We start from the raw sequence: 25,485 nt of genomic DNA, 5'->3' as shown, positions 1-25,485 counted from the left end.
CTCCTAGACAAACAGATTCATCACTAGCATTGCGCCAAATGCGTTCAATACGGAAATCGCAATCATAATTGGGATATAACGACCTTCAGTACCGATAGGTCCCATAATTCGACCCATGTACTGAACCTGAGAGCCCATTAGGTAAATTGCAGGCGCAAGAATCGCAATGTGCGTGCCGTTCAGGATACCTTGGTCAAACAGTGTAATCACTACGCCAACCGCGCCGCCCATCGACATCCAAGCCCCGATCAATACCGCTGCTGCTTCACCCGGAAGACCAAACACTGCCATGATTGGAGAAAACACAGTGCCCATCAGATCCAGCGCACCAGTGATTTGCAGCGCTTTGATGATAACGAACGCCATTAATACGTTAGGAACCGTAGAGGTAGTCGCAATTACCCAACCTTTCTTAGCACCTTCAACGAAAATATCCGTCACCATTGGTTTTTTCGCTTTAACGTCACCCATTATGCCGTCTCCTCTTTTAGGTTCTCTGATTTGTTTTGGTCTTGCTTGTCTTCTTTACCTTCCGTCATGTTTAGGTAGATACGGAACAGGTTCGCACCAATGATCTTAAACGCGAACATCACCACAACCGCCAAACCAATAGAAGAAGTTACTGCTAGAGAGCCGTCAGCCATCGTCAACGTGAACAATACCGCACCCGATGAGAAGAAGTTCACGATGGTTGCACCCGCAGTGAACTGGAACATGGTAAATACGTCCGTTTCACGCTTAGTTAGGTGACCTTCATCTTTTAGTTGACGCGTCATAGCCGCACCTGCATCGGTACTTTGTAGAGAAGCAATTAAAGCCAGACCAGAGTTACCAGGGATACCCATTAGAGGACGTAGAAGAGGAGTAAGAAGCTTACGAGCGGCTTCAAGTGCACCGTAGTGCTCAAGTACGTTGATCATACCTAAGGCGAACATAACAGTTGGAATCAAAGTAAGTGCGAAAATGAAACCGTCACGAGCACCGCTACCACCAGTACCGCGAAGCGACGTTGTTGCAACTTGCACACCGTCAGCCGTTTCGGTGACACCATACGCCACCTTGCCGAAAGAGCCATTGAGCGTTGTAAAGTCGAATACACCGTACCATTCGCTAGATTGCATCAGGCCAGAAAAGAACACAACCGCAAACGCCAGAGCAACGTAGCACCCCAGTGTAACTTTACGCTCAGTTTGAACAGGAATTTTCATAACATTACCTACACATGTGGAACTTAACACATATGTTCACCTGAATAATGTGCTAGAGAGATGATCAAAATCAATCCGCCTGCCGAACATTATCGCGACTCAGTTATGAAGTTTTGTTTTATGATTTCAATCACAATTGAAAGATAATAAAAATTTGTGCTAACAATTAGGTATATTAATCTATGTCGATAGCTCACGACTTCTTCATCAACTCAAAAAATGATTCTGACGAATATTGCTTTCTACAACATTCATGACGTACTTCATACTTTGGCATTGAGGCAATATCGATTAACTCGAAAGTAACATTCAGCCACGAAATTTAGGTTAGGATGGTCCGGTCATATGTAAACGGCATAAACCAGAATTAACAGGACTATACGACCCATTGTTACGCTCACAATATAAAATAGCCAAATGGACACTCGCCCTCGTGCTTTGGGTGGTGATGATATGCTTAAGCCAAAATTCTGGTTTCTCGAAAAGCTGCCCAAAGGCTCACCAAATACAGAGTCAGCAAGATGAAAGCGTGAATTTATCACCATCTTGCGACCTTTCAGAAAAGTTGGTTCAAGCGTACCAACATCAGTTTGATCATATTCTTATTCCATTTTTTCTGTTTGCTTTGATTGTGGCGCTGCCGATGACAACCACAGCAATTCGCTATCTGGAATACACAGAACCGATACCGGAAAAGTATCGGGTTCACCTAAAACTTTGCGTGTTTAGAGAATAAAGCCAGCAAGGCGAGAGACCTTTCTGCCTGACTTTTGTACATATTTTATTCACTTCACATAACAAACAACGAAATTTAAAAGTTTTAGGAAATATTATGACATTCACTCGTACACTTTTGGCGTTAACGATGGCTATCGTACCTGCCGTATCTTTCGCATCAGAAAAGACCGCAGAACAAAAGCTAGAGGAAGTTACTCAGATACTAAAAGAAAACCCTCAAATTCTTGATTCATTGCACCAAAACCTTCAAGAGTACATTGCGTATCAACAGTCATTTGGCGACACCTTGAAGGAGGTTCGTCAATATCTAAGTGATGGCAAACATTCCTCTTTTGGTGCTGAAAACCCTGAGTTAACCATTATTAACGTAACAGACTACAGCTGCCCTTTTTGTAAACGTTTAGAAGGAGAGCTGGTCAAAGTTGGTAAGGAATATCCGCAGGTAAAAGTGCTTAACCTCAATGTCTCTTTTAAAGAACAATACGAGAAAAACGGCTACAACTCGGCAAGTTACGCATTAAATGTTTGGCAAAACCAGCGAGATAAGTACGAACAAGTGCATGAGTTATTGGTGAAAAAACCGGGCGCACATGACGCACGTTCCTTAAATCAAATCGCGAAAAAAACGGGGACAGAAGCACAGCTTGTCGACGACAAAGAGACCAAGGCGTTGCTTGATAAAAACTATCAGTATTTCACGCAACTTGGTTTACGCGGCACGCCCGCGTTGATCATTAATGATCAAGTCATTCCTGGCTATGTGCCGTTTGACGAGCTAGAAAAAGTCATCGACCAAGAACTGGCGAACTAATACAACAAAGCCCTTCCCTGATAACTCAAGGAAGGGCTTTTTCTATCTAGGCTTAAAACGAAGTTCTAACTACTTGTCGCGACCCACAAACGCCACAACGACTTTGTCATTGCCAAGCGAGCGAGAGAACACGTACGCGCCTTCTTGTTCAATTACTTGATGCTGACCCGCACCAATCGCTGGGTGCGCTTTACGGAACTGACCAAGAGTTTGCCAGTGTTTGAGCAGCGCTTGCTTCTCATCAGATAGCTTCCATACCATGTCAGAACGAGTGCCTTGGTGGAAATCGTCCGCGTAAGGACCAATGTTACGACCAACTTCATCACCATAATAAACCTGAACAGCACCAGGGCTCAGAAGCAGTGCATTCGCGGCGTTACGCTGCATACCGTAATCTTTGAAGCGAGAGAAGAACAACTCCGTATCGTGAGAAGACATGTAGCTCACTGGGTTGAAGTCTTTCTCATTGGCGATAGTATCTGCGTAACTTTGGTAGGTGTCTGCCATTTGGCTGAAACACGCCGCGCCTTTGTCTAATTTCTTCTGCATATCGAAGTTAATCAACGCGTCAAAGCCATCGTCAAAGTAAGGGCTGCGATAAGCGGTATGTCCCCATACTTCACCCATCATCCAGAATGGCTGACCTGACTTACCGTTCTCTTTACGCCACTGCTCAAGGCTGCTTGATGCCTCTTCTTTCAAGCGTTTCCACACATCGCCTTCAACGTGCTTCACCGTGTCGACACGGTAACCATCAATACCAAAGCGTTTCACCCAATCAGTTTGCCACTCAATTAGGTAGTCCGAGACGGTGTAATTGTCACGCTCCTCAACGCGAGTGCCAGGGTTATCCAATAGCCATTGAGCTGGCTTCACGGCTTTGTCTGATTCAGTGATAAAGTCTGGCAAACCCGCCAATGACATGGTGATATCACTGCTGCCCGGAACTGGGTATCCCGGTAGACCTGTTCTTACCCAGTCACCGCCCCACCATTTCGCCCAGTTTGGACTCTGGTAATCAATATTCTGGTGGTAGCTATGCCAGTTTTCGCCCGCTTTTGGTTTCCAATCCCCCCATTTCTTAGGTAGGTCAGCGTTTGGTTTTAACACCTCAATACCGTCAAATTGCAAATCGGCTAACGTTGAGTAACCAGTGTGGTTGATTACTGCGTCCATCAAGACTTTAAGGCCACGTTTATGTGCCTCTTCCACCAGCTTTTTAAGATCAGCTTCGTTACCGAAGTTCTCATCAATCTTGGTAAAGTCACGCGTCCAGTAACCGTGGTAAGCGTAAAATGGGAATGAGCCGCTATCGCCGCCGCCCACAAAACCGTGTACTTGCTCAACGATTGGCGACAACCAAATTGCATCTGTACCTAGGCTCTTTATGTAATCTAGCTTTTCGATCACACCTTTTAGGTCACCACCGTGAAAGGTACCAACCTCTTCTTTACCGTCTTTCTTGCGACCATAGCTGTTATCATTGCTGGTATCGGCATTGTTGAAACGGTCGACCATCACGAAGTAAATATTGGCATTACGGTAATCAAACGGTACTGCTTCTTTGGTTTTCTTCACTGGCTCTAGTAGCACCAAACCGCCTGAGTCTTTGCTTGGCGTCAGCGATACTTGCTGATCTTTTACTTCGACCATTTGACCAGAATAGGCATCACGCAACTTGGTGCCATCGGGGAAACTGTCACCCAGCGCGATGGTGACTTCGCCGCCTTGGTAAACCTCACATTGCACTTGTGGGATTGGGCGTTTGAATTCAGTCTTGGCGGCTTTCTTAGGTTCACGCTTGAAGCGTAGAGTTTTGGCTTCCGCATCAAAAGCAAAAGAGTAATCGCCAGTAAAACGGATTTTTAAAGGCAGTTCTGTTGGCTTTCCACAGTTCAGCGCGATAGGTTTGTTGAATTTGACCTTCTGACCATCAGGCGCGACACAGTCGCCTTCAATACCCGTGATTTTGAGCGTGTATCCGTCTTTGGTTAAGGGCACAACCAAAGGCTGCTCTGCACTTAACGGAAAGTCACGGCTGTTGGTCGTGGTAGCAATGGTGATGTTTGGCTCGGCGATGGCACTTGCCGATGCAAGCAATAAGGTAGTCGTAATCAGATTCAGTTTCATCGTTCAGTCCATTGGTTGCGCATAGGCGCAGTATTCGTGTTGTAGTTTTATTCACACTAATAGTAAATGGATGAAAAACTGAGCACATCATTCTGAAAAGCTACGCCCTAAAGCTTGTGACGCTTCACATTTTGCTTTTATGGGGGCGTAGTTCTACTTATGAGCAGGGTAAAAAGGAGTTTAAAGCTGAACGCTACCAAGGTTACGCATTTGTCTCATCGCCCAATTGACGCGGCTGATGGTGTAAGAAGTCTGAGGGTAAACTTTGATGCGATACGGATTTGGCAGCACCACCGCAAGCCTTGCTGCTTGGCGTGTTGAAAGTTGTTTAGCAGGAATACCAAAGTAGTTTTGCGCAGCGGCTTCCGCGCCATAAATACCTGGACCAAACTCCACCACATTCAAATACACTTCAAGAATGCGTTTTTTACTCCACATTGCTTCCATCAGCAGAGCAAAATAAAGCTCATACGCTTTGCGCACATAAGAGTGTGAAGGAAACAGAAACACGTTCTTTGCAGTTTGCTGAGTAATCGTGCTCGCACCGCGAGAGGGACCGTTCTCGCCAGACTCTGAGATCACTTTAAACAAGGAATCAAAATCCACTCCGTAATGGGTCGGGAACTTTTGATCTTCTGTCGCAATCACGGCCAGTTGAATGTGTTTAGAAATATCACTCAAAGGCACCCATTCATTTTGACTCTCTTCAGGAAATCCTTCAGGAGGAGAAATCATGCGGCTGATCTTCCATCCCCAAATTGGTGGATCGATGTATTTCACTATGCCAACGAGCATCACTGGTAAAAGCAAAAGCACCAATAAGATATTGAACAGAAGGGATTTAATCTTTCTCAAAGTCCGACCTAGCCTGATTTAATAAAACAATATGATGCAAGTATAGAGTATGCAGTCTGTTTATCGTTAGTGAAAACTTGGTCAAAAAAAGCCCGATTTACAATGTAAAACGGGCTTAGAATTTGATTAGACTAAATTATTTGTGCAGCTTGTAGAACACGGTTGAAAGTGGAGGCAAACGAAGCTCAAGTGATTGAGGCAGTGATTCACTTTCGACTTGTTCCGTTTTCACACTGGTCAGCATTTTAAAATCGCTTCCGCCGTATTTGCTGTCGTCCGTGTTCAGTAGCAGTTCGTATTGACCTGCATTTGGAACACCTAAACGGAAACGCTCGTGTGGTACGGGCGTAAAGTTGGTGATGATCAGAATACGCTCACCTTCTTTACTAATACGCTCGTGCGCTAGGATGCTCGCATCCGCTTCGTCTTGTAGACGCCACTCAAAACCAGCAGGAACACAATCTTGATCGTGCATCGCCGCTTCATTTCGGTACAAGTGGTTCAAATCTCGCATCAGCTTTTGAACGCCTTGATGACGCTCGTATTCTAGCAAGAACCATTGCAACTGATCATCGTGGTTCCACTCCGCCGTTTGACCGATTTCCGCGCCCATGAAGTTCAGCTTTTTGCCCGGTTGACCATACATATAACCGTAGTATGCTCTTAGGTTTGCGGTTTGCTGCCATTCATCGCCCGGCATCTTGTTGTGAATAGAGCCTTTGCCGTACACCACCTCGTCGTGAGAGAGAGACAAGACGTAGTTCTCGCTGTGCGCATAAACTAGCGGAAATGTGATGGTATTGTGGTGGTATTTGCGGTGAACAGGATCTTCTTTGATGTATGAAAGACTGTCGTGCATCCACCCCATATTCCACTTGAAGCCAAAGCCTAAACCACCCATAAAGGTTGGCGCAGACACACCCGGAAACGCCGTTGACTCTTCCGCAATCGTCATCGCATTCGGGAAGTGCTTGTACACTTCTTCGTTCATCCATTTTAAGGTTGCGATTGCGTCGTAGTTTTCGTTGCCACCATCAACGTTCGGGACCCACTGATCGTGGCTACGTGAATAATCGAGATAGAGCATCGACGCAACAGCATCGACACGAATGCCATCGATATGGAATTGTTCAAACCAGTACAGCGCATTCGAGACAAGGAAGCGACGTACATGTTCACGGCCTAAATCGTAAATGTAGGAGTTCCAATCTTGGTGCCAACCGCGACGAGGATCTGGATCATGGAACAGAGGCGTACCATCAAAGTTAGCTAAACCATGATCATCCGATGGGAAATGCGCAGGAACCCAATCCAGCACAACACCGATGCCTGCTTGGTGACACGCATCCACGAAGAATTTGAAATCATCAGGGGAGCCAAAGCGGCTAGTTGGCGCAAACAAGCCAACGGGTTGATAGCCCCATGAACCGTAGAATGGATGCTCAGACACAGGCATCAGTTCAACGTGGGTGTAGCCCATATCCACAAGGTATGGCACCAACTGCTCCGCGAGTTCGCGGTAGTTCAGGAAATCACCGTTCTCGTCGCGCTTCCATGATCCAGCATGTAGCTCGTAAAACGATAACGCTTCATCACGCTTTTGTGTCACTGCACGGTTTTGCCATTTCGCATCTTGCCATTGGTAACGCTTGTGATCGTAGGTAATGGATGCGAACGATGGGTATTGCTCAGAGTAGAAACCCCAAGGGTCTTGTTTGTGTGGCAACCCTTCCCCATTTGGCCCTTTGAGCTCAAATTTGTATTGTACCCCCTCTTCCAAACCAGGAATGAATAGGCCCCAGATACCGTAGTCTAAGCGTTGCATTGGATGACGACGGCCATCCCATTGGTTGAAGCAACCCACAAGGCTAACAGCCGATGCGTGTGGTGCATAAACAAGGAAACGAACACCGGAAATGTTTTCACCGCCACGTTCTAGCGTGACAAAGTGTGCGCCCATGTAGTGATACATGTCTTTTGGCGTATGCAGATGCTCGTACTCTTGGTAGATATTGTGGTACTGGTACGGGTCATCAATAATTTGTTCAACACCATTCCAATCGACCGCTAAACGGTAGTGGGTCAGGTGTAAATCGCGTTGCTCTTTTAAGATGAAACCGCTGTCGCCATCACGCTCAAGCGCCACGCGAGGTTCACCATTAACAAGCAGTTCAACCTTGTTTGCGCCCGGCATCCAAACTCTCAGCGAAGCTTCGTCGTCAATGAAAGGACCCAGCGCCGCAAATGGATCTGAGTAAGCCGCCTCAGCAAGCAGTTCGTATGCGCGTTCGTGTTGTTTCTTTATTTTCTTGGTTTTGGTGGTTTTCAAATCTTTCTCCCTAGAGCCAACATCCTTTTCAAGACCAGAGATCTGAATCAAACATCGGTTTCTCCACAGCCAACGTTGTGAACTCACAAAAAGACTCCGCTTCTCACGTTCGTTGCGTAAACGGCGTCAAAATACAAAAATGCCCGCTATTGTCGCGGGCATAATAACGGTACTTCATCCTAACGGATTGTGTTTTAGGAATGAGTGACCTAGACGGAACTTTCGTACCTCTGAGCTAACAAAATTGGTAATCAGCTCGTCCATCTACGTCACTCTAGGCATCTTACTTACTCGCCTGTGCGCGAACTTCAGTAAGGCGTTTAGAAATACGATTCACATCTTCACGGCTGAAGATTTCATCTAGGTTCATCGACAATTTACGACGCCAGTTTGGATACTCATCCACCGTGCCAGGAATGTTGACCGGTTGATCCATTTCTAGCCAGTCTTCAAGCTGAACGCTAAGCAGTGCAGAGTCACCCGCGGCTACGTGCAGTTGCAGCGCTTCGCTTAGGTATGAATCCATTGGCACGTACTGAGCATCATGACCAATGCCTTCTGGCAAATAGCCATGCCAGCGAACGCTGTCTAGAATGCCTTGTTTGCACTTCAAGCGGTCAGCGAATAGGCCTTCCAATTGCTGTTCATCAGGGTACAGACCAATCTCACGCCCCATCTTCAAGTCATCACAGTGCCAGAAACCACGTAGTGTTGGCATATCGTGCGTACACAGCGCAGCCATAGATTGCTCAGCGTAGTGCTTCGGAGAAATAAAGCCACCGTCGTCTTTTGATGTTTCGAAGAAGAAGACTTTGTACGAGTGAACACCGGCGTCACGAAGGATATCAACGATTTCATCAGGTACAGTACCCAAGTCTTCACCGATTACAGAACACTGATGACGGTGAGATTCCAACGCTAGGATTGCTAGCATGTCTTCCACTGGGTAGTACAGGTATGCGCCTTCTGTCGCTTTCTCGCCTTTTGGAATCCACCAAAGGCGAAGCAGGCCAAGTACGTGGTCGATACGCAATGCACCACAATGCTTCATGTTAGCACGTAGCAATTTGATGTAAGCGTCGTAGCCAGTCGCTTCTAAAACCTGAGGGTTAAGCGGAGGCAGACCCCAGTTTTGGCCTAGTGGACCAAGTACATCTGGTGGTGCACCGATGCTTGCATCCAATACTAGCGCGCCTTCATCAGCCCATGTTTCGCTGCCTGAATCTGCAACACCAACCGCAAGGTCGCGGTACAAACCCACAGCCATGCCTTTTTCTTCGGCTAGCGCTTGCGCTTCTTTGATTTGATCGTCTGCGATCCATTGCAGGTACATGTACAAGTGAACACGATCTTGGTTGTCCTTAATGTACTTCTGAGTACCGGCTGCGTCGAATGTGCGGTATTTCTCAGGGAATACTGGCCAGCCCCACATGTTTGCATCTTCTGCATGTAAATCAGCATGAAGTGCATCGAATGCAGCTTGGTGTAGCAAGCTGTCGCCGCCTTTTTCAACAAAGTCCAAGAAGGCACGAGCGCGATCAGTGTTCTTGTCTAAATGGCGAGCTTTAAACTCACTGAATAGCAACGGAAGAACGCTCATTTTTAGTTGCGAAACTTCGGTGTAATTCACCCAATGAGAGTCTCGCGCTTTTTGTAAACGTTGTTGGAACTCTGCACTACCGACACGTTGTTGTGCTTCTGCACTTAGCGCGAACTCAGGTACAGAGCTTACGTCGATGTACATGATGTTCAACCAACGACGAGAAGACGGGCTGTATGGGCTTGCCCCTTCTGGATTCGCAGGGAACAGCGAGTGAATAGGGTTCAAGCCAATGAAGTCACCGCCACGAGAGGCAATATCACTCACCAGTTGTTTTAGGTCGCCAAAATCACCGATGCCCCAGTTATGCTGAGTACGCAGTGTGTAAAGCTGGATACTAGGACCCCATAGCTTTTTGTGTTGGTTTAGATCGTCTTGTTTGAAACACGCTTTCGGCGTAATGATCAATGACATCTCGTAAGGTGTTTTACGACGCTTACGACTGATGATCAGTTTGTGATAACCCCAAGCCAAGTTCTTTGGCAATGCAAACACTAGAGGGCCACCCTCAGCACGCTCATCACGAACAATTTGGGACTGAAGATAGCCTTCAAGTACCTCTCCTTGTTCTGTTTCTAAACGCCAGCTGAATTCACTCTCACGAGCACTCGTACCTAGGTTTAGTTCCACTTCGACTGGTTCGCCGTCGCGTAAAACAAGAACAGGGGCTAGTACGTCTTTTTTATGTTTCTTTTCAGCAGAAGCCAGTAGTTTTTCATCACTGCTAGTATCGTAGCCAAGCGAAGCGAGCAAGCGGCGTAGCGTCTCCTCAGACACTTTCGCCTCATCTCCCCAAGCACTGACATAGCTATCAGCCAATCTCGCCATTTCCGCGACTTTCTTTAATGCTGTTTGTTCTTTCATCGCTTTCTCCGAAGGTAATACCAACACCTTCCATGTAGGGTTTTATTGTTATCAATAACTTCTTTTGGAAAATGACCAAAGGTAGCGCTTGGCTACCTTGGTCTTAACTAGGTTCTATTAGCGTTTCACCGCTTCAAGTTTCCAGATATTGTTCACGTAGTCGCGGATTGAGCGGTCTGACGTGAACTTGCCAACAAGGGCGGTATTAAGAATGGCCTTCTTCGCCCAGCCAGCTTGATCTTTATATTGTTCGCTCATGTCTTCGTGCGCTTTCACGTAAGATGCAAAGTCCGCAAGACATAAGTACGGGTCACCGCCGTCTAGTAGGCTGTCGTATGTGGCACGCAGTAAGCCCGGTTGGCCTGGTGTGAACTCTTCACCCAATAGCAAGTCCATTGACGCTTTGAGTAAGTGATCCGCATTGTAGTAATCAAATGGGTTGTAACCTTGAGCTTTCAGCGCTTTCACACCTTCAACATCTAGACCGAAGATGTAGATGTTCTCATCGCCTACTTCCTCACGAATCTCAACGTTTGCACCATCCATTGTACCGATAGTTAGCGCACCGTTTAGCGCCATCTTCATGTTACCTGTACCTGATGCTTCTTTACCCGCTAGCGAGATTTGTTGAGAAACGTCAGCCGCAGGGATAATGATTTCAGCCATGCTCACGCGGTAGTCAGGGATGAATACCACTTTCAGCTTGTTACCGATGCGAGGATCGTTGTTCACCTTGTCTGCAATCTTGTTGATTGCGAAGATGATTTCTTTCGCTAGGTGGTAACCCGGTGCTGCTTTTGCTGCGAAGAACACAACGCGTGGCGTACACTCAAAACCTGGTTCATTAAGAATACGGTGGTACAGAGACAGTACGTGTAGCAAGTCTAGATGCTGACGTTTGTACTCGTGCAGACGCTTGATTTGAACATCGAAGATTGCATTAGTATCGAGCTCGATACCCATGTTCTCTTTCACCCAAGTTGCTAGGCGTTCTTTGTTCTCTTTCTTCACTGCCATGAATTCTTTTTGGAATGTCGCGTCAGTAGCGTACTTCGCAATACCTTCAAGTTGCTCTAGTTTCGCTGGCCATTCTGGGCCGACTTTCTCAGTGATAAGCTGAGACAGACCTGGGTTACAGAACTTCAACCAGCGACGTGGCGTAATACCGTTCGTTACGTTGTGTAGACGTGTCGGGTACATTTCGTGGAACTCTGGGAATAGGTCTTTCTTAACCAATTCAGAGTGAAGTGCTGCTACACCGTTTACTGCGTAAGAGCCGATTACACATAGGTTTGCCATACGAACCATGCGGTGGAAACCTTCTTCGATGATAGAAAGCTTCTGTTGCTTCGCGACATCACCCGGCCACATTGCACGTACGTCTTGTAGGAAGCGGTGGTTAATCTCGTAAATGATCTCCATGTGACGTGGTAGCAGGTGCTGGATTAGCGACTCTGGCCATGTCTCTAGTGCTTCTGGAAGTAGCGTGTGGTTGGTGTACGCAAATGTCTTAGAGCTGATTTCCCAAGCCGCTTCCCAAGCTAAACCTTTTTCATCCATCAGGATGCGCATTAGTTCAGGAATCGCAATCGTTGGGTGTGTATCGTTAAGCTGGATAGTCTCTTGCTTAGGTAGATCCGCTAGCGAGTAGCCCGCAGCTTCGTGGCGACGTAGGATGTCACGTACAGACGCTGCTGAGTGGAAGTACTGCTGCATTAGACGCAGTGTTTTACCTTTCTCGTGGTTGTCGTTCGGGTAAAGCACTTTAGTGATGTTACCTGCGTCGATCAGTGCGTGCTGAGCTTCGAAGTAATCACCATTGTTAAAGCTTGCTAGTGAGAATGGTGCAATCGCCTGACATTCCCAAAGACGTAGCGGGTAAACCGTGTCTGATTCGTAACCCACAATTGGAAGATCCCAAGGCATTGCTCTTACTGTCATGCCTGGTACCCATTTGCGAACTTCTTTACCGTTCTCGTTAATCACTTCAACGTGACCGTAGAAACCGATCTCTTGCGCAAGTTCTGGACGCGCAATTTCCCAAGGGTAGCCTTCTACACCGCGCCATGCGTCAGGTGCTTCTTGCTGGCGACCATCTTTGAATGACTGTTTAAATAGACCGTATTCGTAATGTAAACCATAGCCGACAGTTGGGAATTCTTGTGCCGCACATGAATCCATGAAACACGCAGCCAGACGACCAAGGCCACCGTTACCCAATGATGGGTCGCGCTCTTCTTCTAGCAGATCAGTTAGGTTGTAACCCAGTTCAGCCATTGCTTCTGTTACTTGTTCATACAGACCCATGCTGATTAGGTTGTTACCCGTCAAACGACCGATAAGGAATTCTAGCGAAAGGTAGTTAACGCTCTTCGCACTTTTAATGCGTGGATCTTCTTCTGTCGCAAGCAAATCTAGAGTAGTAAATTCAGCCAGAGCATGCCCCATTGCTAGGTACCATGCGCGGCTGTCTGCGTTTTCAATCGTATGAGCGTAAGTTACAGATAGGTGTTTCTTTACGCTTTCTTGGAACGACTTCTTGTCAAATTGTTTTTGTTGAGTAGGTTTCATTACGAAATTCTCACGTCTTTTGGTAATTCATCTGCCATACATCGTGCATTTACCTCTGTGAATAAACATCCTCCTAATTCTCATCCTTTGAAGGAGGAGGGCTGAGGGCGTAGAGGGGGTACCATTGCTAGGTTAGTGATCCAAATCTCAACAAAGTGAACTTTGCACCAGTTCTTAGTGATTTTGATCACAATGGAATGTGAGAAAGGTTAAAACCCGTTCATGACGCTTTTTATAGTCCACTCATCTGATGATGTGAAAATTGTAATATCGGTCACATTAACTCGGTCAGCGTAGAAGAACTTTTCGTAATCTATGTGCAACGCGATCTTAACGCTAACGAAACAAACGATATTTAAGTGACGACAATCACAAATAAAGGGCGTAGTTGATGGTAAATCCATCAACCCTTGAGAATTAGGAAGTGGATCAAAGTAACGAACATTTCTGATGTCGTAACATCCCACTCAGCTCACAGGATTGTACGCTTTTTATACAAACTAGAATTAGGCGATGTGAGTTATTTCTAGTTTTAGCTAGCTTTTATATCTAAGTGACCGTATGGAATGGTTTTTCAGACGGACGCAAGCCCCAACAGTAGCGACATTATCCGGCATTCAAACAGTGTTTTTGATGCTGATGACATCATTCAGTAAGACGGCTTTCAAGGGGGCTTTACAAGAATGATCACGTTGCTGTCATTTGGGTATACATAAATAAGGACATAACTACTAATGTGGATTCCATCTAAGCTTACTCGACCAGGACGCCTGCACAATGCCATCGTGCGCCCACGAGTGTTGGACTTACTACAGCAAGCGCCTTACTACAAATTGGTTTTATTCCGATCCCCAGCAGGTTACGGAAAAACGACAATGGCAGCGCAGTGGCTATCCGATAAGCCAAACGTCGGTTGGTACAGCATTGATGACAGCGATAACGACGGCTTTCGCTTTGTAAACTATCTGCTTCAAGCATTAAACAAAGCCACCAACTTCAGTTGCGCTAACGCACAAAAACTGGCGGAAAAACGTCAGATCTCGTCTTTACGCTCCCTATTTAGCGAAGTATTCGCTGAAATGGCTGACTTTCATCAAGAGTGCTACGTGGTACTTGATGACTACCATTTAATCACGAATGATGAAATCCATGAATCCATGCGTTTCTTCTTAAAGCACATGCCAGACAACCTCACCGTTGTGGTAACCAGTCGTGCAGCGCCGCCTCTGGGCACTGCAAACTTACGTGTTCGTGATTTAATGATCGAAATCGGCAACGAGATGTTGGCGTTTGATACCGAAGAAACCACTCGCTTCTTTAACCAGCGTATCGCCGATGGTATTGATGAAGACATGGCGAACAGCCTAAGAACCTATGTTGAAGGTTGGCCATCGGCGATGCAGTTGATCGCATTACAAGCCCAACATCAAAACCGCACATTGGCACAAACTGTAGAGTCGGTATCGCAGTTCAATCACGCGCACTTGTGGGATTACTTGGTCGAAGAAGTGTTTGACTTACTCGATCACGAAACTCGTCACTTTTTAATGCAAGTATCCGTGCTTGACCACTTCAATGATGAGTTAGTGTTTGCCCTTACCCAACGCGAAGACGCACTGGGAATGATTGAATCGCTTAACCGTTACGGCTTATTTATTTACCCGCTCGAAGGGGAACAGAACTGGTTCCGGTTCCATAACTTATTTGGCGAGTTTTTATCTCATGAGCGCCAAGCTCGTATTCCTCAGCAAGAAAAAGATCTCCACCGCAATGCTGCTATCGCTTGGTTACAACAAAAAGCACCACACCAAGCGATTCATCATGCACAAAAATCGAATGATAAGGACTTAGTGGTAGAGATCCTAAACGAATTCGGCTGGAAGATGTTTAACCAAGGCGAACTCAGCACACTGGAAAGCTCAATTAACAAGTTGGACGATGATCTGTTGTTCAGCCACCCAAAACTTACGATGCTCCGAGCATGGTTGGCTCAAAGTCAGCATCGTTATAACCAAGTGGGCCACCTGCTTGAAGAAGCGGAAGAGGAACACAAAAAGCGTAACATTGCGTTAGATATTCATTATCAAGGTCAAGCAAACGCGTTGCTTGCTCAAGTGGCTATCAACAGTAACCAACCAGAAAAAGCTCTCGAATTAGCGGAGTTAGCGCTTAGCCAACTTGATAACACAATTTACCGTAGCCGAATTGTGGCGACTTCGGTTGTTGGTGAAGTTAACCACGTGCTAGGTAAACTAGACCGTGCTTTGCCGATGATGCAACAAACTGAAAAGCTAGCTCGTCAGTATCAGGTATATCACCAAGCGTTATGGGCAATATTGCAGCAAAGCGAGATTTTAATTGCACAAGGTTACGTGCAAGCTGCCTTTGAACTACAAGATTCCGCATTCCGTCTGATTGAAGATCAGCAGCTTCAGCATGTTCCTCTTCATGAATTTTTGCTGCGTATTCGCGCGCAAGTACTTTGGTGCTGGAACCGACTTGATGAAGCGGAAGAATGCGCGTACAAAGGTCTGCAAATTCTCGAAAACCATTCACCAAGCAAGCACTTACATAGCTATTCGATGTTGGCGCGTATTGCGATTGGACGCGGTGAATTAGACAAAGCAGGTAAATTCATTGAGCATATACAGCACTTGATGAAACAGTCGACTTATCACGTAGATTGGACTGCAAACGCTTCACTATCGTTGATTCTATTTTGGCAAGCGCGCGGGAATACCGATGCAATGCAAGAATGGCTCAATACTGCGGTTCGTCCTGAATCGGCATGCAACCACTTTTCTCAATTGCAATGGCGTAACATTGCTCGCGCCCACATTAACTTAGGCCAATATACCGACGCTCGTGCTGCGTTAGATTTTCTCCAAGGTGAAGCTCGTCGCACTAACCTAATCACAGATACTAATCGCAACTTAGTGGTTGAAGCGGTCCTTTCTGCTCGCCAAAAAGATGAGGAGCAAGCCAAGGCTCTGTTAAAAGAAGCATTAGTAATGACGAACCAAACTGGCATGGTCGGAAACTTCCTGATTGATGGTGCAACCATTGGCGGTCTGCTGGAGAAGTTGAGCCTCCGCCATGAACTGGGCGATCTTGAGCGTCACCGTGCTCAACAGTTAATGAAGGACATTTCATCGAATCAACGTAGCCGGTCGATTCACTTTGATGAAGACTTTATTGAAAAGTTGGTGAATCACCCTAATGTGCCAGAGCTAGTACGTACTAGCCCATTAACACAACGCGAATGGCAGGTTCTGGGGCTGATTTATTCAGGCTTTAGTAACGAGCAAATCGCACAAGAGCTGGATGTGGCAGGTACGACAATTAAAACCCACATTCGCAACCTGTACCAAAAGCTTAATATTGCTAATCGTAAAGAAGCCATTGTGACAGCTGAAAATTTGCTACAGTTAATGGGATACTGAACTGCTAGATAAACGGGTTAAAACGTAAAGTAAAACACAAGGGTTGACGTAACACGTCAGCCCTTTTTTATGACTGACAGAAAGAGAAGTGCAATTTGCAAAGCACGTAAGTAACGTTGTTCATATAAAAAAATAGCCAACCGCAATAATCGCGATTGGCTTATATTTAGTGTGAACAAATTGTATTCACTAACAACGTCAGTTGGCTAGGTGACCCTCGGCTTAAGAAGGGTCGAGCAGTATTATGCATTAATCATGCCAAAATGCAAAGACTTATTTTTGGGCACAAGATCTCATATAAGCTGGATTTATTCACGCGCAAATTATCAAAATGCAATTTTATAATGCAAATTGCAATTGCATAATGCAACCAAGATTGATAATTGATAGTAGAGTTAATCATCTCAAAAATGTAAACCAAGCATTAAAAGCTCGTTACGGCGGCATTGTCTCTTGGCGGGTAATAAAGATAGGCAATAGATTGGATATAAAACCAAGTAGTTACAGCACTATTTCATACTTTTTTCATCGCAATGTTTGTATACTCTCTGCCATCGAAACGACTTAGCATTAGAGCAATGAACTACTTAATTACTTTCTTCAAGGGAATCGCCATGGGTGCAGCAGATGTTGTACCTGGTGTATCTGGCGGCACCATCGCGTTTATCACTGGTATTTACGATACGCTGCTTGAAAGCATTCGACGCATTAACCCCTCACTTTTCTCTATCTGGCGAAAAGAAGGGGTTAAAGCCGCGTTTAATCACATCAACGGATTCTTCCTTATCGCTCTGTTTGCCGGCATTTTCACCAGTATTGCAACGCTAGCAAAGTTGATTACTTGGCTTCTTGACACACACCCGATCCCACTTTGGTCATTTTTCTTTGGTCTGATTTTGGTCTCTGTGTATCACATTATTCGTCAGGTTGAGCAACGCGATCTTGTCCGCTTTGTCATTCTGCTCGTTGGTGTCGGGTTTGCTTATAGTATTACTGTGCTCAAACCTTTACACATGGAACCAACGGCCATTAATACCTTATTCGCTGGAGCTATCGCGATTTGTGCGATGATCTTGCCGGGTATCTCTGGCAGTTTTATTTTGCTGCTGATTGGCATGTATGCTCCTGTATTAGCCGCAGTGAAAGGTTTTCAAGTCGATACATTAGCGCTATTTTTGTCTGGCTGCGTGATCGGTTTACTGTCCTTCTCTCACTTATTGTCGTGGTTACTACGCAAGTTCCGTGATTTCACCCTGATGTTTTTGACTGGATTAATGATTGGTACGTTGCCAAAGATTTGGCCATGGAAAGAAACCATCACTTGGCGCACCAATTCGAAGGGCGAACAAGTGCCATTGCTACAGCACAACCTATCACCATTTGAATTTGAACACGTGACATCACAACCTTCTCAGTTAGTACTTGCTGTCGTGATGATGCTTGCAGCCATTGCTCTGGTTTTAGGTCTAGAGAAATTCGCAGACTCAGATAAATAACTTTGGTATCAAACACATACTGAACCAAATAAAAACGGAGCCAATTGGCTCCGTTTTTATTTATTGGCTAAGGGCAAAACATCTCAATTGAAAACTCTGCTGTATTTGATGCAATAAAGTCCGTCGCGTTATAAGGAAGCTGGTCACCGAGGTATAACGCACAATTTACCGAGGTCACGAGTTGGCGAGCGGCGCATCTGTGCTACGATGCTCGTAATGTTAAGTGATAAATGCTGAACCTTAATGAAACTGTTACAAATCGCCGCTGTTTCAGCCGCATTAGTTGCGGGATTTTATGCCCCGACTCTAATAAAAAGCTTTTCTTCTTCCACTCAAAGCAAGTCAATAGATGAATACTGCTTTCTCTCTACAACCTCTTGCGTCCAAGAAAATGTTACGATGACGCTAAACTCAGAAACTGCTCAACCCTTGGTTCCTACCACTCTAAATGTTGAGTGGCATACAAGCGATGCTAAGCAACTCATCCTAAGTCTTTCAGGAAGAGAAATGGAGATGGGTGAGCCTAAGTTTTTGCTGAAGCAAATCGCTCCTGGCCAATATCAAGGTGACATCATTCTCCCGGTTTGCACGGAGGATGCAATGACTTGGGTTGGTGAACTCAGTGATGGAGAGAATACCGTTTACCCTGCTATAAAAATGCAAAGATAAGGAATCGTTATGAGCCACAATTGGTCCCTATTTCTCGTAGCTGCTTTCGCACTCGGGTTTGGCGTAAAGAGCTATTTAGATAATCAGAAAACGAAGCCAGAGCAAGTGGACAGTTCCACCTCTCAACAAACGGTATTGTTTGGGGAAAATAACCAAGCCGTCAATATCTTCGATGTGAATGACCCTCGCATCCGAGTCGTCTATTTTGGCTTTACTCGCTGCCCAGACGTTTGCCCAACTTCTCTTGCAATGCTGGCAGGAGCACTGAATCAAATTGACGACGCGCAAAAAGCACAACTACGCCCGATGTTCATTTCTTTAGACCCAGAGCGTGATGAGGCCGATGCATCAGCAAAATATGCCCATTACTTCCATCCAATGATTGAAGGCCTATCGGCACCACTTGATGTAACGACACCTTTGGCACACAACTATGGTGTCATTTTCCGCAAGACAGAATTGGAAGGCTCGGAACTAAAGTACACGCTGGATCATAGCTCTTACTTTTACTTCTTGAAGCCGGATGGCACGTTAATCACTAAAGTACCGCATACACTCTCACCGGCACCGATTGTTGAAGCCATTTCAAAACTAACGACCGAAGGCTCTTCAAATGACGGTTAAGTCAGTGCTGAAGCAATTTTTCAGTTTCCTAACTCAAACCAACCCCAATGTCGAACAAGACGTCGATACGATCATTGACGCCATTGGGGGGATAGAAAACCTGCTAGAAACTGGGGCATGCGCGACTCGGCTGCGCCTTACCCTCAGAGCGACGTCCGTCATCGATAAGAACGCACTCAAAAATCATGGCGCGCATGGCGTCGTGATATTGGATGATCGTCATGTCCAAATCATATACGGCTTAAAAGCCAACACGTATTCGCAGATTATGGAAGAGCGCATCACAAAACAAAGTTAATATTTTTGCAGTATAGCTACCCTCTTTAAAAAAGGGCGGCTATACTCTTTTGTCTTAATTAACTCACTTATTTATTAACCAACGAAGAGGACACGAGATGATTGTATTGAATAACACTAACTGGGCATCGCAAGGGTAACCCTAACAGCACCAACTCTGTGGCATAGCCACAACTCCCCTTCTCTGCCCGGTCTTCACCGGGGTCAACTCTATCCGAATTAGACCCTAATGCGATTTGTATTAAGGCGCTTTGTTGCGTCTGGGATAATTCAATAATGAATCAAACACATACTTTTTGTGACACATTAGTTTCAACTTCAAACCCTCTAAAACTATTGGGTTGGAAACCATTTTTTCAGCAACAACTGACATTAGACGATTACGACAACACTATCTTTGCTCGTGTAATTGCGCATCACCGAAGTGGTTATTTATTGGCAACAGAAACTGGGCAAGTTCATCTTAATGCCCACCATTCTTTACCCAATATGACCGTCGGAGACTGGGTAATCTTAAATGAAGATCAGCAATTTGTTCGCTTACTGGATCGCTTGAGCCTCTTTAGCCGCAAAGCCGCTGGCAGCAAAGTGGCAGAGCAACTTATCGCAGCCAATGTGGATACAGTGTTTATCGTCTGTTCCCTTAACGACGACTTCAATTTAAGTCGTATTGAACGTTATCTTGCCTTGGCTCATGAAGCCGAAGTCGAACCCGTCATCGTGCTTTCCAAAGCCGATTTGTGTGACAATACTGATGAACTAAAAAGCCAAGTACAGAAGCTCGACCCTCTATTAGCTATAGAGACAGTCAACGGCTTAGAAATAGAGAGTGCTTCTAAACTCATGACCTGGTGCAAAGAAGGACAAACCCTCGCTTTTATCGGTTCTTCAGGCGTTGGCAAATCAACTCTTGTTAATGCATTACTCGGGCAACAAGAACAGGCAACTGGGCATATTCGTGAAGACGATAGCAAAGGGCGACATACAACTACATCGCGCTCTATCCATCTATTACCTGATGGCGGCATCTTGATTGATACTCCGGGAATGCGCGAGCTTCAACTAGTAGATTGTGAATCGGGGGTCAGTGAGGCATTTTCTGACATTGAGGCTCTCGCTCAGCGTTGTCGCTTTGGTGATTGCCAGCATCAAACTGAGCCGGGTTGCGCAATTCAAACTGCGATTGAAAATGGCAAACTGGAAGTTCGTCGTTTCAATAACTATCAAAAACTATTGCGAGAACAAGCCTTTAACGGTGCGACTTTGGCAGAGCAACGAGCTCAAAGTCGACAATTCGGGAAACTCACTCGAAATGCCATGAGTGATAAGCGCAGGCGCCAACAAAGTTATTAATTTGTTGCGTTTGAGTTGTCAATAAAATCAAAGGAGACGAAAGTCTCCTTTTTAACAACTTTATTAAAAACCATTACTCATAACTAATGATAATTTTCAACATAAAAATCTTATTTAAATAACATTGAGCAAACATTTAATCCAAAAACAAACTAAAACTAGACACAAAATATTACCAAGCTAAGATATGTGATATTCAGCAAGAAAATGGCTGAATTTATAAAAACAGGATAATTGATAATCATGTGTCTTAGTGACCAGAAGCAATGCTCACCCCTTGTAATATAAGGGCATTATCGCCGTGTAATGATGGACTATTGCCCTGCCACTCTGGCATAAAATTGCAGGAATGATGTATGCAACACAACAGCCTCGTTGCCCGATATGCTCGTGGTAACCTCGTCGTCCAGATCCTTGTCGGTATCGTCTTTGGTATTTTGCTCGCGACAATTTCTCCAAGCCATGCCGAAAGCGCGGGATTAATTGGTAGCCTTTTTGTCGGTGCGCTTAAAGCGATCGCGCCAATTCTTGTGTTTATTTTGGTTGCCGCTTCAATTGCAAACCAAAAGAAAAACCAACACACTTACATGCGCCCAATCGTTGTACTGTACCTGATGGGTACATTCTTCGCGGCGCTATCAGCAGTGGTTCTAAGCTTCCTTTTCCCGACCAATTTAACGCTTGTCACCGGCGCTGAAGGTGCAACGCCTCCTCAAGGTATTGCTGAAATTCTACGCACATTGTTGTTTAAACTGGTCGACAACCCAGTAAATGCACTAGTAGAAGCAAACTACATCGGCATTCTTGCTTGGGGTGTGGGTCTGGGTCTTGCACTACACCACGCATCGGCAACAACGAAGGCCGTATTTGAAGATCTAAGCCACAGCGTGTCTCACATTGTGCGCTTTATCATTCGTCTTGCACCATTTGGTATCTTTGGCTTGGTTGCTTCAACGTTTGCGACAACGGGCTTTAGCGCACTAGCAAGCTACGCACACCTTCTGGCGGTTCTTCTTGGCGCAATGATGATCATCGCACTCGTTGTAAACCCAGCGATCGTGTTCGTTAAAACCAAACAAAACCCTTACCCACTTGTATTCCGTTGTCTACGTGAAAGTGGTGTAACTGCGTTCTTCACTCGTTCAAGTGCGGCGAATATTCCAGTAAACATGGCACTATGTGAGAAGCTAAAACTGGACGAGGATACATACTCAGTATCTATCCCTCTAGGTGCGACCATCAACATGGCTGGTGCTGCAATCACTATCACAACACTAACGCTTGCAGCTGTGCACACTATGGGTATCGAAGTTGATCTACTGACTGCGCTACTTCTAAGTATTGTAGCTGCGGTTTCTGCATGCGGCGCATCAGGTGTTGCAGGTGGCTCTCTACTACTTATCCCACTTGCGTGTGGCCTGTTTGGTATCTCAAACGACGTAGCCATGCAGGTTGTAGCGGTTGGCTTCATTATCGGTGTGATTCAAGACTCTGCAGAAACTGCGCTAAACAGCTCAACAGACGTTGTCTTTACGGCAGCAGTTTGTAAATCAGAGCAGCAAAAAGCTCAGTAAGACTGACAGAACAAAGAGAAAGGGGAGCCGATGATGGCTCCCCTTTTTTGTTTAATTGCGCTCAATTACTCGGTGACCAAAGCCACCTCTTCAATTGAGAAATGCTTACTTGGCTCAACAAACTCTTGCTGCGCAGCAATAGTTTGCAGCTCCCATTCGCCTGCATGGTACGTTGCACTTAACACCCCGTAGCATGCGTCATGACAATGTTGGAAAGCTTGCTTGGGAGACCAGCCTTTTAAGAGTCCCGCGGTAAAGATAGCTGAAATAAGATCGCCCACGCCAACAGGTTGTTTAGCAAACTCAAATTTAGGACGCTTCGCAAGGTAAATACCTTCTTGCGTAGCCAATAGCATGTTAAAGCTGCCATTTTCTAGGCAGTAAAGGTGCTTAACTAGCACCACTTTTGGACCTTTCTCTAGCGCACGTTGGCATGCGGTGATCGCATCGTCTAGTGAGTGGATTTCCATCTCAGCAAATTGACTTAGCTCGAATTGGTTCGGAACGATCACGTCCGCCATTGGCATCAAACGCGTTAGAAGATTTTCAGCAATGCCCGGAGCCACAATGCAGCCTTTGTCTGGCGCGCCCATCACAGGGTCGCAAACATAAAGTGCGTTCGGGTTCGCTTGCTTCACTTTCGTCACGGTATCTTCAACAGCAAGGCACTGCTCTGCGCTACCTTGGTAGCCCGTCAATACCGCTTGGCACTTTTCCAGCGCGCCGATGTTACCAAGTCCACGAACTAACTCGCTGATGTCTTCAGCCGCAAACGCTCGCCCAGTCCAGCCTTCTTGATACTGCGTGTGGTTAGAAAATTGAACGGTATGAATCGGCCATACTTCGAAACCCATGCGTTGCATTGGGAAAACGGCACTGCTGTTACCAGCATGACCAAAAGAAACATGAGATTGTATAGAGAGGATACCTTGCATAGTACCTTACCTCTTATTGTAGTTATCGATAGTTCAAAGACAGCGGCAAGCGCCAGTTTTGCGAAACCAGTAGTGTATCCGACAAACCAAGATTCTCTAACTCAATTCTCCTCAATATCTTCAGAGTAAGTTGGCGCGCTGGTTTTCAACACCATCTTCTTAATTTCCATTTTGTCTTTATTCAGTGCGATTTCTAGGGTATCTCCTTCCCTTATCCCGAGCTGAGCCAGGATTACGCTTGGAATGACTACGGCGGTGTCGTCACCGATTTTAACAGGTTGACTTATCATCTTTCGTCCTCCAAATGTCGAAAATGAGTTTTCACGTCATTGGATGTCTAGCCTCAAATACATTAAGCTGACTTGGATTTGGCGTAACATTTTAAAGACAAAAGAAAAGCCTCAATCTTGAGGCTTTTGGATAAGATAGGTTATGGTTGAAGGAAGTTTTGAGTGAAATCGAGCGCCTCTTTAGAAAGTTTTTTTTCGTTGGGCGATGTGCTTACCTGACCTTCTGCTGTTACCGTTGTCATGTTAGGCTGAAAATCTAGTGTTGATGCCTCCTCCCAAGCCTCGGAGGCTTCTTTACTCTCGTCATTCAACACCGCATTGAGCTCCTCTTCCGCAGGAAAATACGCTTCGCGTTTGTACACTTTGTTAAGGGCTCGAATAATAGAGTGCTTTCTCACCATTCCTGAGGCCAGCTTTCTTTGCAACGGCTTCGCTATGGACTGCAATCCAACGACAACATCAACACCAATATTGGTCGCCACTTCATCACGCAACGTACGCGCAGGTTGGTAGCCCATATTGGCAGAAAGAAACAGCCAAACGTAAGCAATTGCATTACCCGTTTTACCTTTATCCTTCCACGCTTCGCCAGCATGATACATCGCTTTAGCACTGCCACCTTCCGCGGCCCGTTCCAGCCAGTAGCAACCTTTAACCATGCTTTTTTCTGTACCAATGCCATTTAGGTAACATAAGCCGACTTGGATCTTGCCATCTGCACTGTCTTTTTCCGCCGCTTTCATAAACCAGTAAAGCGCATCTGCACTGCGTCCTGCACTATTGTCTGGTGAAAGCTGCCATTCCCCCATATAAATCATGGCATCAATGCAGCCTTCTTCGGCGGCAGTTTCAATCAGTTGGTTACCTTTTGGGATATTTTTTTCAGTTCCTCGACCAAAGACCAAGGCCTTGCCCGTCGAAAATTTCGCTTCGGTATCCCCTTCCATTCCCGCAATTGCGGTACGCCAGAAGTTTGCCTGCTCTTTTAAAATCACATCTTCGCGCATGCGTTCACTTAAGCGAACAATGCCGTACATCCCCGTCACATTGTCCAATTTAGCGGCTTTATCATACCAATACAGCGCTTGACGAATGTTGTCCTTTTCGGCTTCTTTCGCTAGAAATAAAATGGTGGGGATATGCCCGGTTTCTGCTTTGAACTCTCGCTCTTTACGCTCTTGCTCTCGCGCTTTATGCATCGCCTTTCGATAAGCGGCTTCGCGAGCTTTCCTCTCTGCCTCGAGTCTCTGTTTCCGCATCGACAACGAGATCATCCACACAAATATCAGGACGAGTGAAAGGCCAGTTGCCGCAATGGCAATGCCCATACTACTCATAAATAGCCTCTTTTGGTTTCAGGGCCCAATTCAACTCCCTTTCAGGGAAATCTTATGATTACGCGCCGACGTAACGCCGACTACCTTCATTATATAACGACCACTTAGCGAAAATCTGAAGCTTGCGAAGACTTAATGGCGGTATTTTATTCAACATCACTGCAACTTATTTTTAAAAGAAAAATATAGCCCTCATTTTTATAGAACTTAATCACGGTTTTGGGGCTGAGACATTCTCATCCCCTATCATCCCCCCTTACTCCTCCCATAAAAATTCACATTTTAATGATGTGCAGAACCTCTCACTATGCGCCTGTTTTATTATTTAATTTGTGAACAAAATCGACTGTGACAGAAAATT

19 protein-coding genes are annotated in these 25,485 nt (G+C 45.7%); 9 read left to right on the top strand and 10 right to left on the bottom strand.

Going from position 1 to position 25,485, the window contains the following annotated elements:
- Positions 1-3: 3 nt before the first annotated feature.
- Both KJB35_RS03420 and KJB35_RS03415 read right to left on the bottom strand, forming a co-directional pair.
- Positions 4-471, bottom strand: coding sequence for a YjiG family protein (locus tag KJB35_RS03420; protein ID WP_053303905.1), 468 nt, complete (start codon positions 469-471; stop codon positions 4-6).
- Positions 471-1,208 carry a nucleoside recognition domain-containing protein gene (locus KJB35_RS03415; RefSeq protein WP_005374846.1) on the bottom strand — a complete coding sequence of 246 codons (738 nt, stop codon included), beginning with the start codon at positions 1,206-1,208 and terminating at the stop codon, positions 471-473. The genes KJB35_RS03420 and KJB35_RS03415 overlap by 1 nt, the downstream gene beginning before the upstream one ends.
- Before the next feature lie 448 nt (positions 1,209-1,656).
- Between KJB35_RS03415 and KJB35_RS03410 the strand changes: the two genes are divergently transcribed.
- A complete protein-coding gene (locus KJB35_RS03410) occupies positions 1,657-1,944 on the top strand; it encodes a hypothetical protein (protein ID WP_049872671.1) in 288 nt (95 codons plus the stop codon).
- A gap of 96 nt (positions 1,945-2,040) precedes the next feature.
- Complete coding sequence (locus KJB35_RS03405) at positions 2,041-2,757, top strand: DsbA family protein (protein WP_005374842.1); 717 nt, start codon at positions 2,041-2,043, stop codon at positions 2,755-2,757.
- A 69-nt stretch (positions 2,758-2,826) separates the two neighbouring features.
- Here the strand turns inward: KJB35_RS03405 and KJB35_RS03400 are convergent, their stop codons facing one another.
- The 5 genes from KJB35_RS03400 to KJB35_RS03380 form a co-directional block, all read right to left on the bottom strand.
- A complete protein-coding gene (locus KJB35_RS03400; protein WP_213907544.1) occupies positions 2,827-4,887 on the bottom strand; it encodes an alpha-amylase in 2,061 nt (686 codons plus the stop codon).
- A 180-nt stretch (positions 4,888-5,067) separates the two neighbouring features.
- Complete coding sequence (mtgA, locus tag KJB35_RS03395; protein ID WP_054865800.1) at positions 5,068-5,742, bottom strand: monofunctional biosynthetic peptidoglycan transglycosylase; 675 nt, start codon at positions 5,740-5,742, stop codon at positions 5,068-5,070.
- A gap of 136 nt (positions 5,743-5,878) precedes the next feature.
- Positions 5,879-8,122 carry a 1,4-alpha-glucan branching protein GlgB gene (gene glgB / locus KJB35_RS03390; RefSeq protein ID WP_213907606.1) on the bottom strand — a complete coding sequence of 748 codons (2,244 nt, stop codon included), beginning with the start codon at positions 8,120-8,122 and terminating at the stop codon, positions 5,879-5,881.
- Between the two features lie 232 nt (positions 8,123-8,354).
- On the bottom strand, positions 8,355-10,535 hold the full coding sequence (malQ, locus tag KJB35_RS03385; protein ID WP_005374838.1) for a 4-alpha-glucanotransferase: 2,181 nt from the start codon (positions 10,533-10,535) through the stop codon (positions 8,355-8,357).
- A gap of 117 nt (positions 10,536-10,652) precedes the next feature.
- The gene (locus tag KJB35_RS03380) at positions 10,653-13,106 is read right to left on the bottom strand and encodes a glycogen/starch/alpha-glucan phosphorylase (protein ID WP_005374836.1); all 2,454 of its coding nucleotides are present in this window, start codon (positions 13,104-13,106) and stop codon (positions 10,653-10,655) included.
- A gap of 734 nt (positions 13,107-13,840) precedes the next feature.
- On the opposite strand from KJB35_RS03380, the gene malT reads away from it, so the two are divergent.
- The 7 genes from malT to sstT all read left to right on the top strand — a co-directional run bounded on the left by malT (position 13,841) and on the right by sstT (position 22,562).
- Positions 13,841-16,549: an HTH-type transcriptional regulator MalT gene (gene malT / locus KJB35_RS03375; RefSeq protein WP_005374834.1), complete on the top strand. Its 2,709-nt coding sequence runs from the start codon at positions 13,841-13,843 to the stop codon at positions 16,547-16,549.
- A 578-nt stretch (positions 16,550-17,127) separates the two neighbouring features.
- The gene (locus tag KJB35_RS03370; protein WP_031778872.1) at positions 17,128-18,045 is read left to right on the top strand and encodes a DUF368 domain-containing protein; all 918 of its coding nucleotides are present in this window, start codon (positions 17,128-17,130) and stop codon (positions 18,043-18,045) included.
- Between the two features lie 243 nt (positions 18,046-18,288).
- Positions 18,289-18,714, top strand: coding sequence for a hypothetical protein (locus tag KJB35_RS03365; RefSeq protein ID WP_025768641.1), 426 nt, complete (start codon positions 18,289-18,291; stop codon positions 18,712-18,714).
- A gap of 9 nt (positions 18,715-18,723) precedes the next feature.
- Entirely contained in the window at positions 18,724-19,338 is a 615-nt protein-coding gene (locus tag KJB35_RS03360) for an SCO family protein (protein ID WP_213907543.1), read from the top strand.
- Entirely contained in the window at positions 19,328-19,636 is a 309-nt protein-coding gene (locus KJB35_RS03355; protein ID WP_132936249.1) for a PTS transporter subunit EIIB, read from the top strand. Before KJB35_RS03360 ends, KJB35_RS03355 begins: the two co-directional genes overlap by 11 nt.
- Before the next feature lie 275 nt (positions 19,637-19,911).
- A complete protein-coding gene (gene rsgA, locus KJB35_RS03350) occupies positions 19,912-20,988 on the top strand; it encodes a ribosome small subunit-dependent GTPase A (protein WP_132936248.1) in 1,077 nt (358 codons plus the stop codon).
- A gap of 356 nt (positions 20,989-21,344) precedes the next feature.
- Positions 21,345-22,562, top strand: a complete 1,218-nt coding sequence (gene sstT / locus KJB35_RS03345) for a serine/threonine transporter SstT (RefSeq protein ID WP_005374821.1) — start codon at positions 21,345-21,347, stop codon at positions 22,560-22,562.
- A 65-nt stretch (positions 22,563-22,627) separates the two neighbouring features.
- On the opposite strand, the gene pdxY is transcribed toward sstT, so the two are convergent.
- From pdxY to KJB35_RS03330, 3 genes are all read right to left on the bottom strand, one after another.
- Positions 22,628-23,497 carry a pyridoxal kinase PdxY gene (gene pdxY / locus KJB35_RS03340; protein WP_213907542.1) on the bottom strand — a complete coding sequence of 290 codons (870 nt, stop codon included), beginning with the start codon at positions 23,495-23,497 and terminating at the stop codon, positions 22,628-22,630.
- A 101-nt stretch (positions 23,498-23,598) separates the two neighbouring features.
- Positions 23,599-23,787 (bottom strand): AbrB/MazE/SpoVT family DNA-binding domain-containing protein, encoded by a 189-nt coding sequence (locus tag KJB35_RS03335; RefSeq protein WP_017634469.1) that lies wholly within the window; start codon positions 23,785-23,787, stop codon positions 23,599-23,601.
- Positions 23,788-23,927: 140 nt separating this feature from the next.
- Complete coding sequence (locus KJB35_RS03330; protein WP_104976397.1) at positions 23,928-25,124, bottom strand: tetratricopeptide repeat protein; 1,197 nt, start codon at positions 25,122-25,124, stop codon at positions 23,928-23,930.
- Between the last annotated feature and the right edge of the window lie 361 nt (positions 25,125-25,485).

This window comes from Vibrio sp. D431a, assembly GCF_030248655.1.
GTDB classification, from domain to species: domain Bacteria; phylum Pseudomonadota; class Gammaproteobacteria; order Enterobacterales; family Vibrionaceae; genus Vibrio; species Vibrio alginolyticus.
The sequence above is the reverse complement of the archived record's forward strand: the minus strand, read 5'-3'. Positions and strand labels throughout refer to the sequence as shown.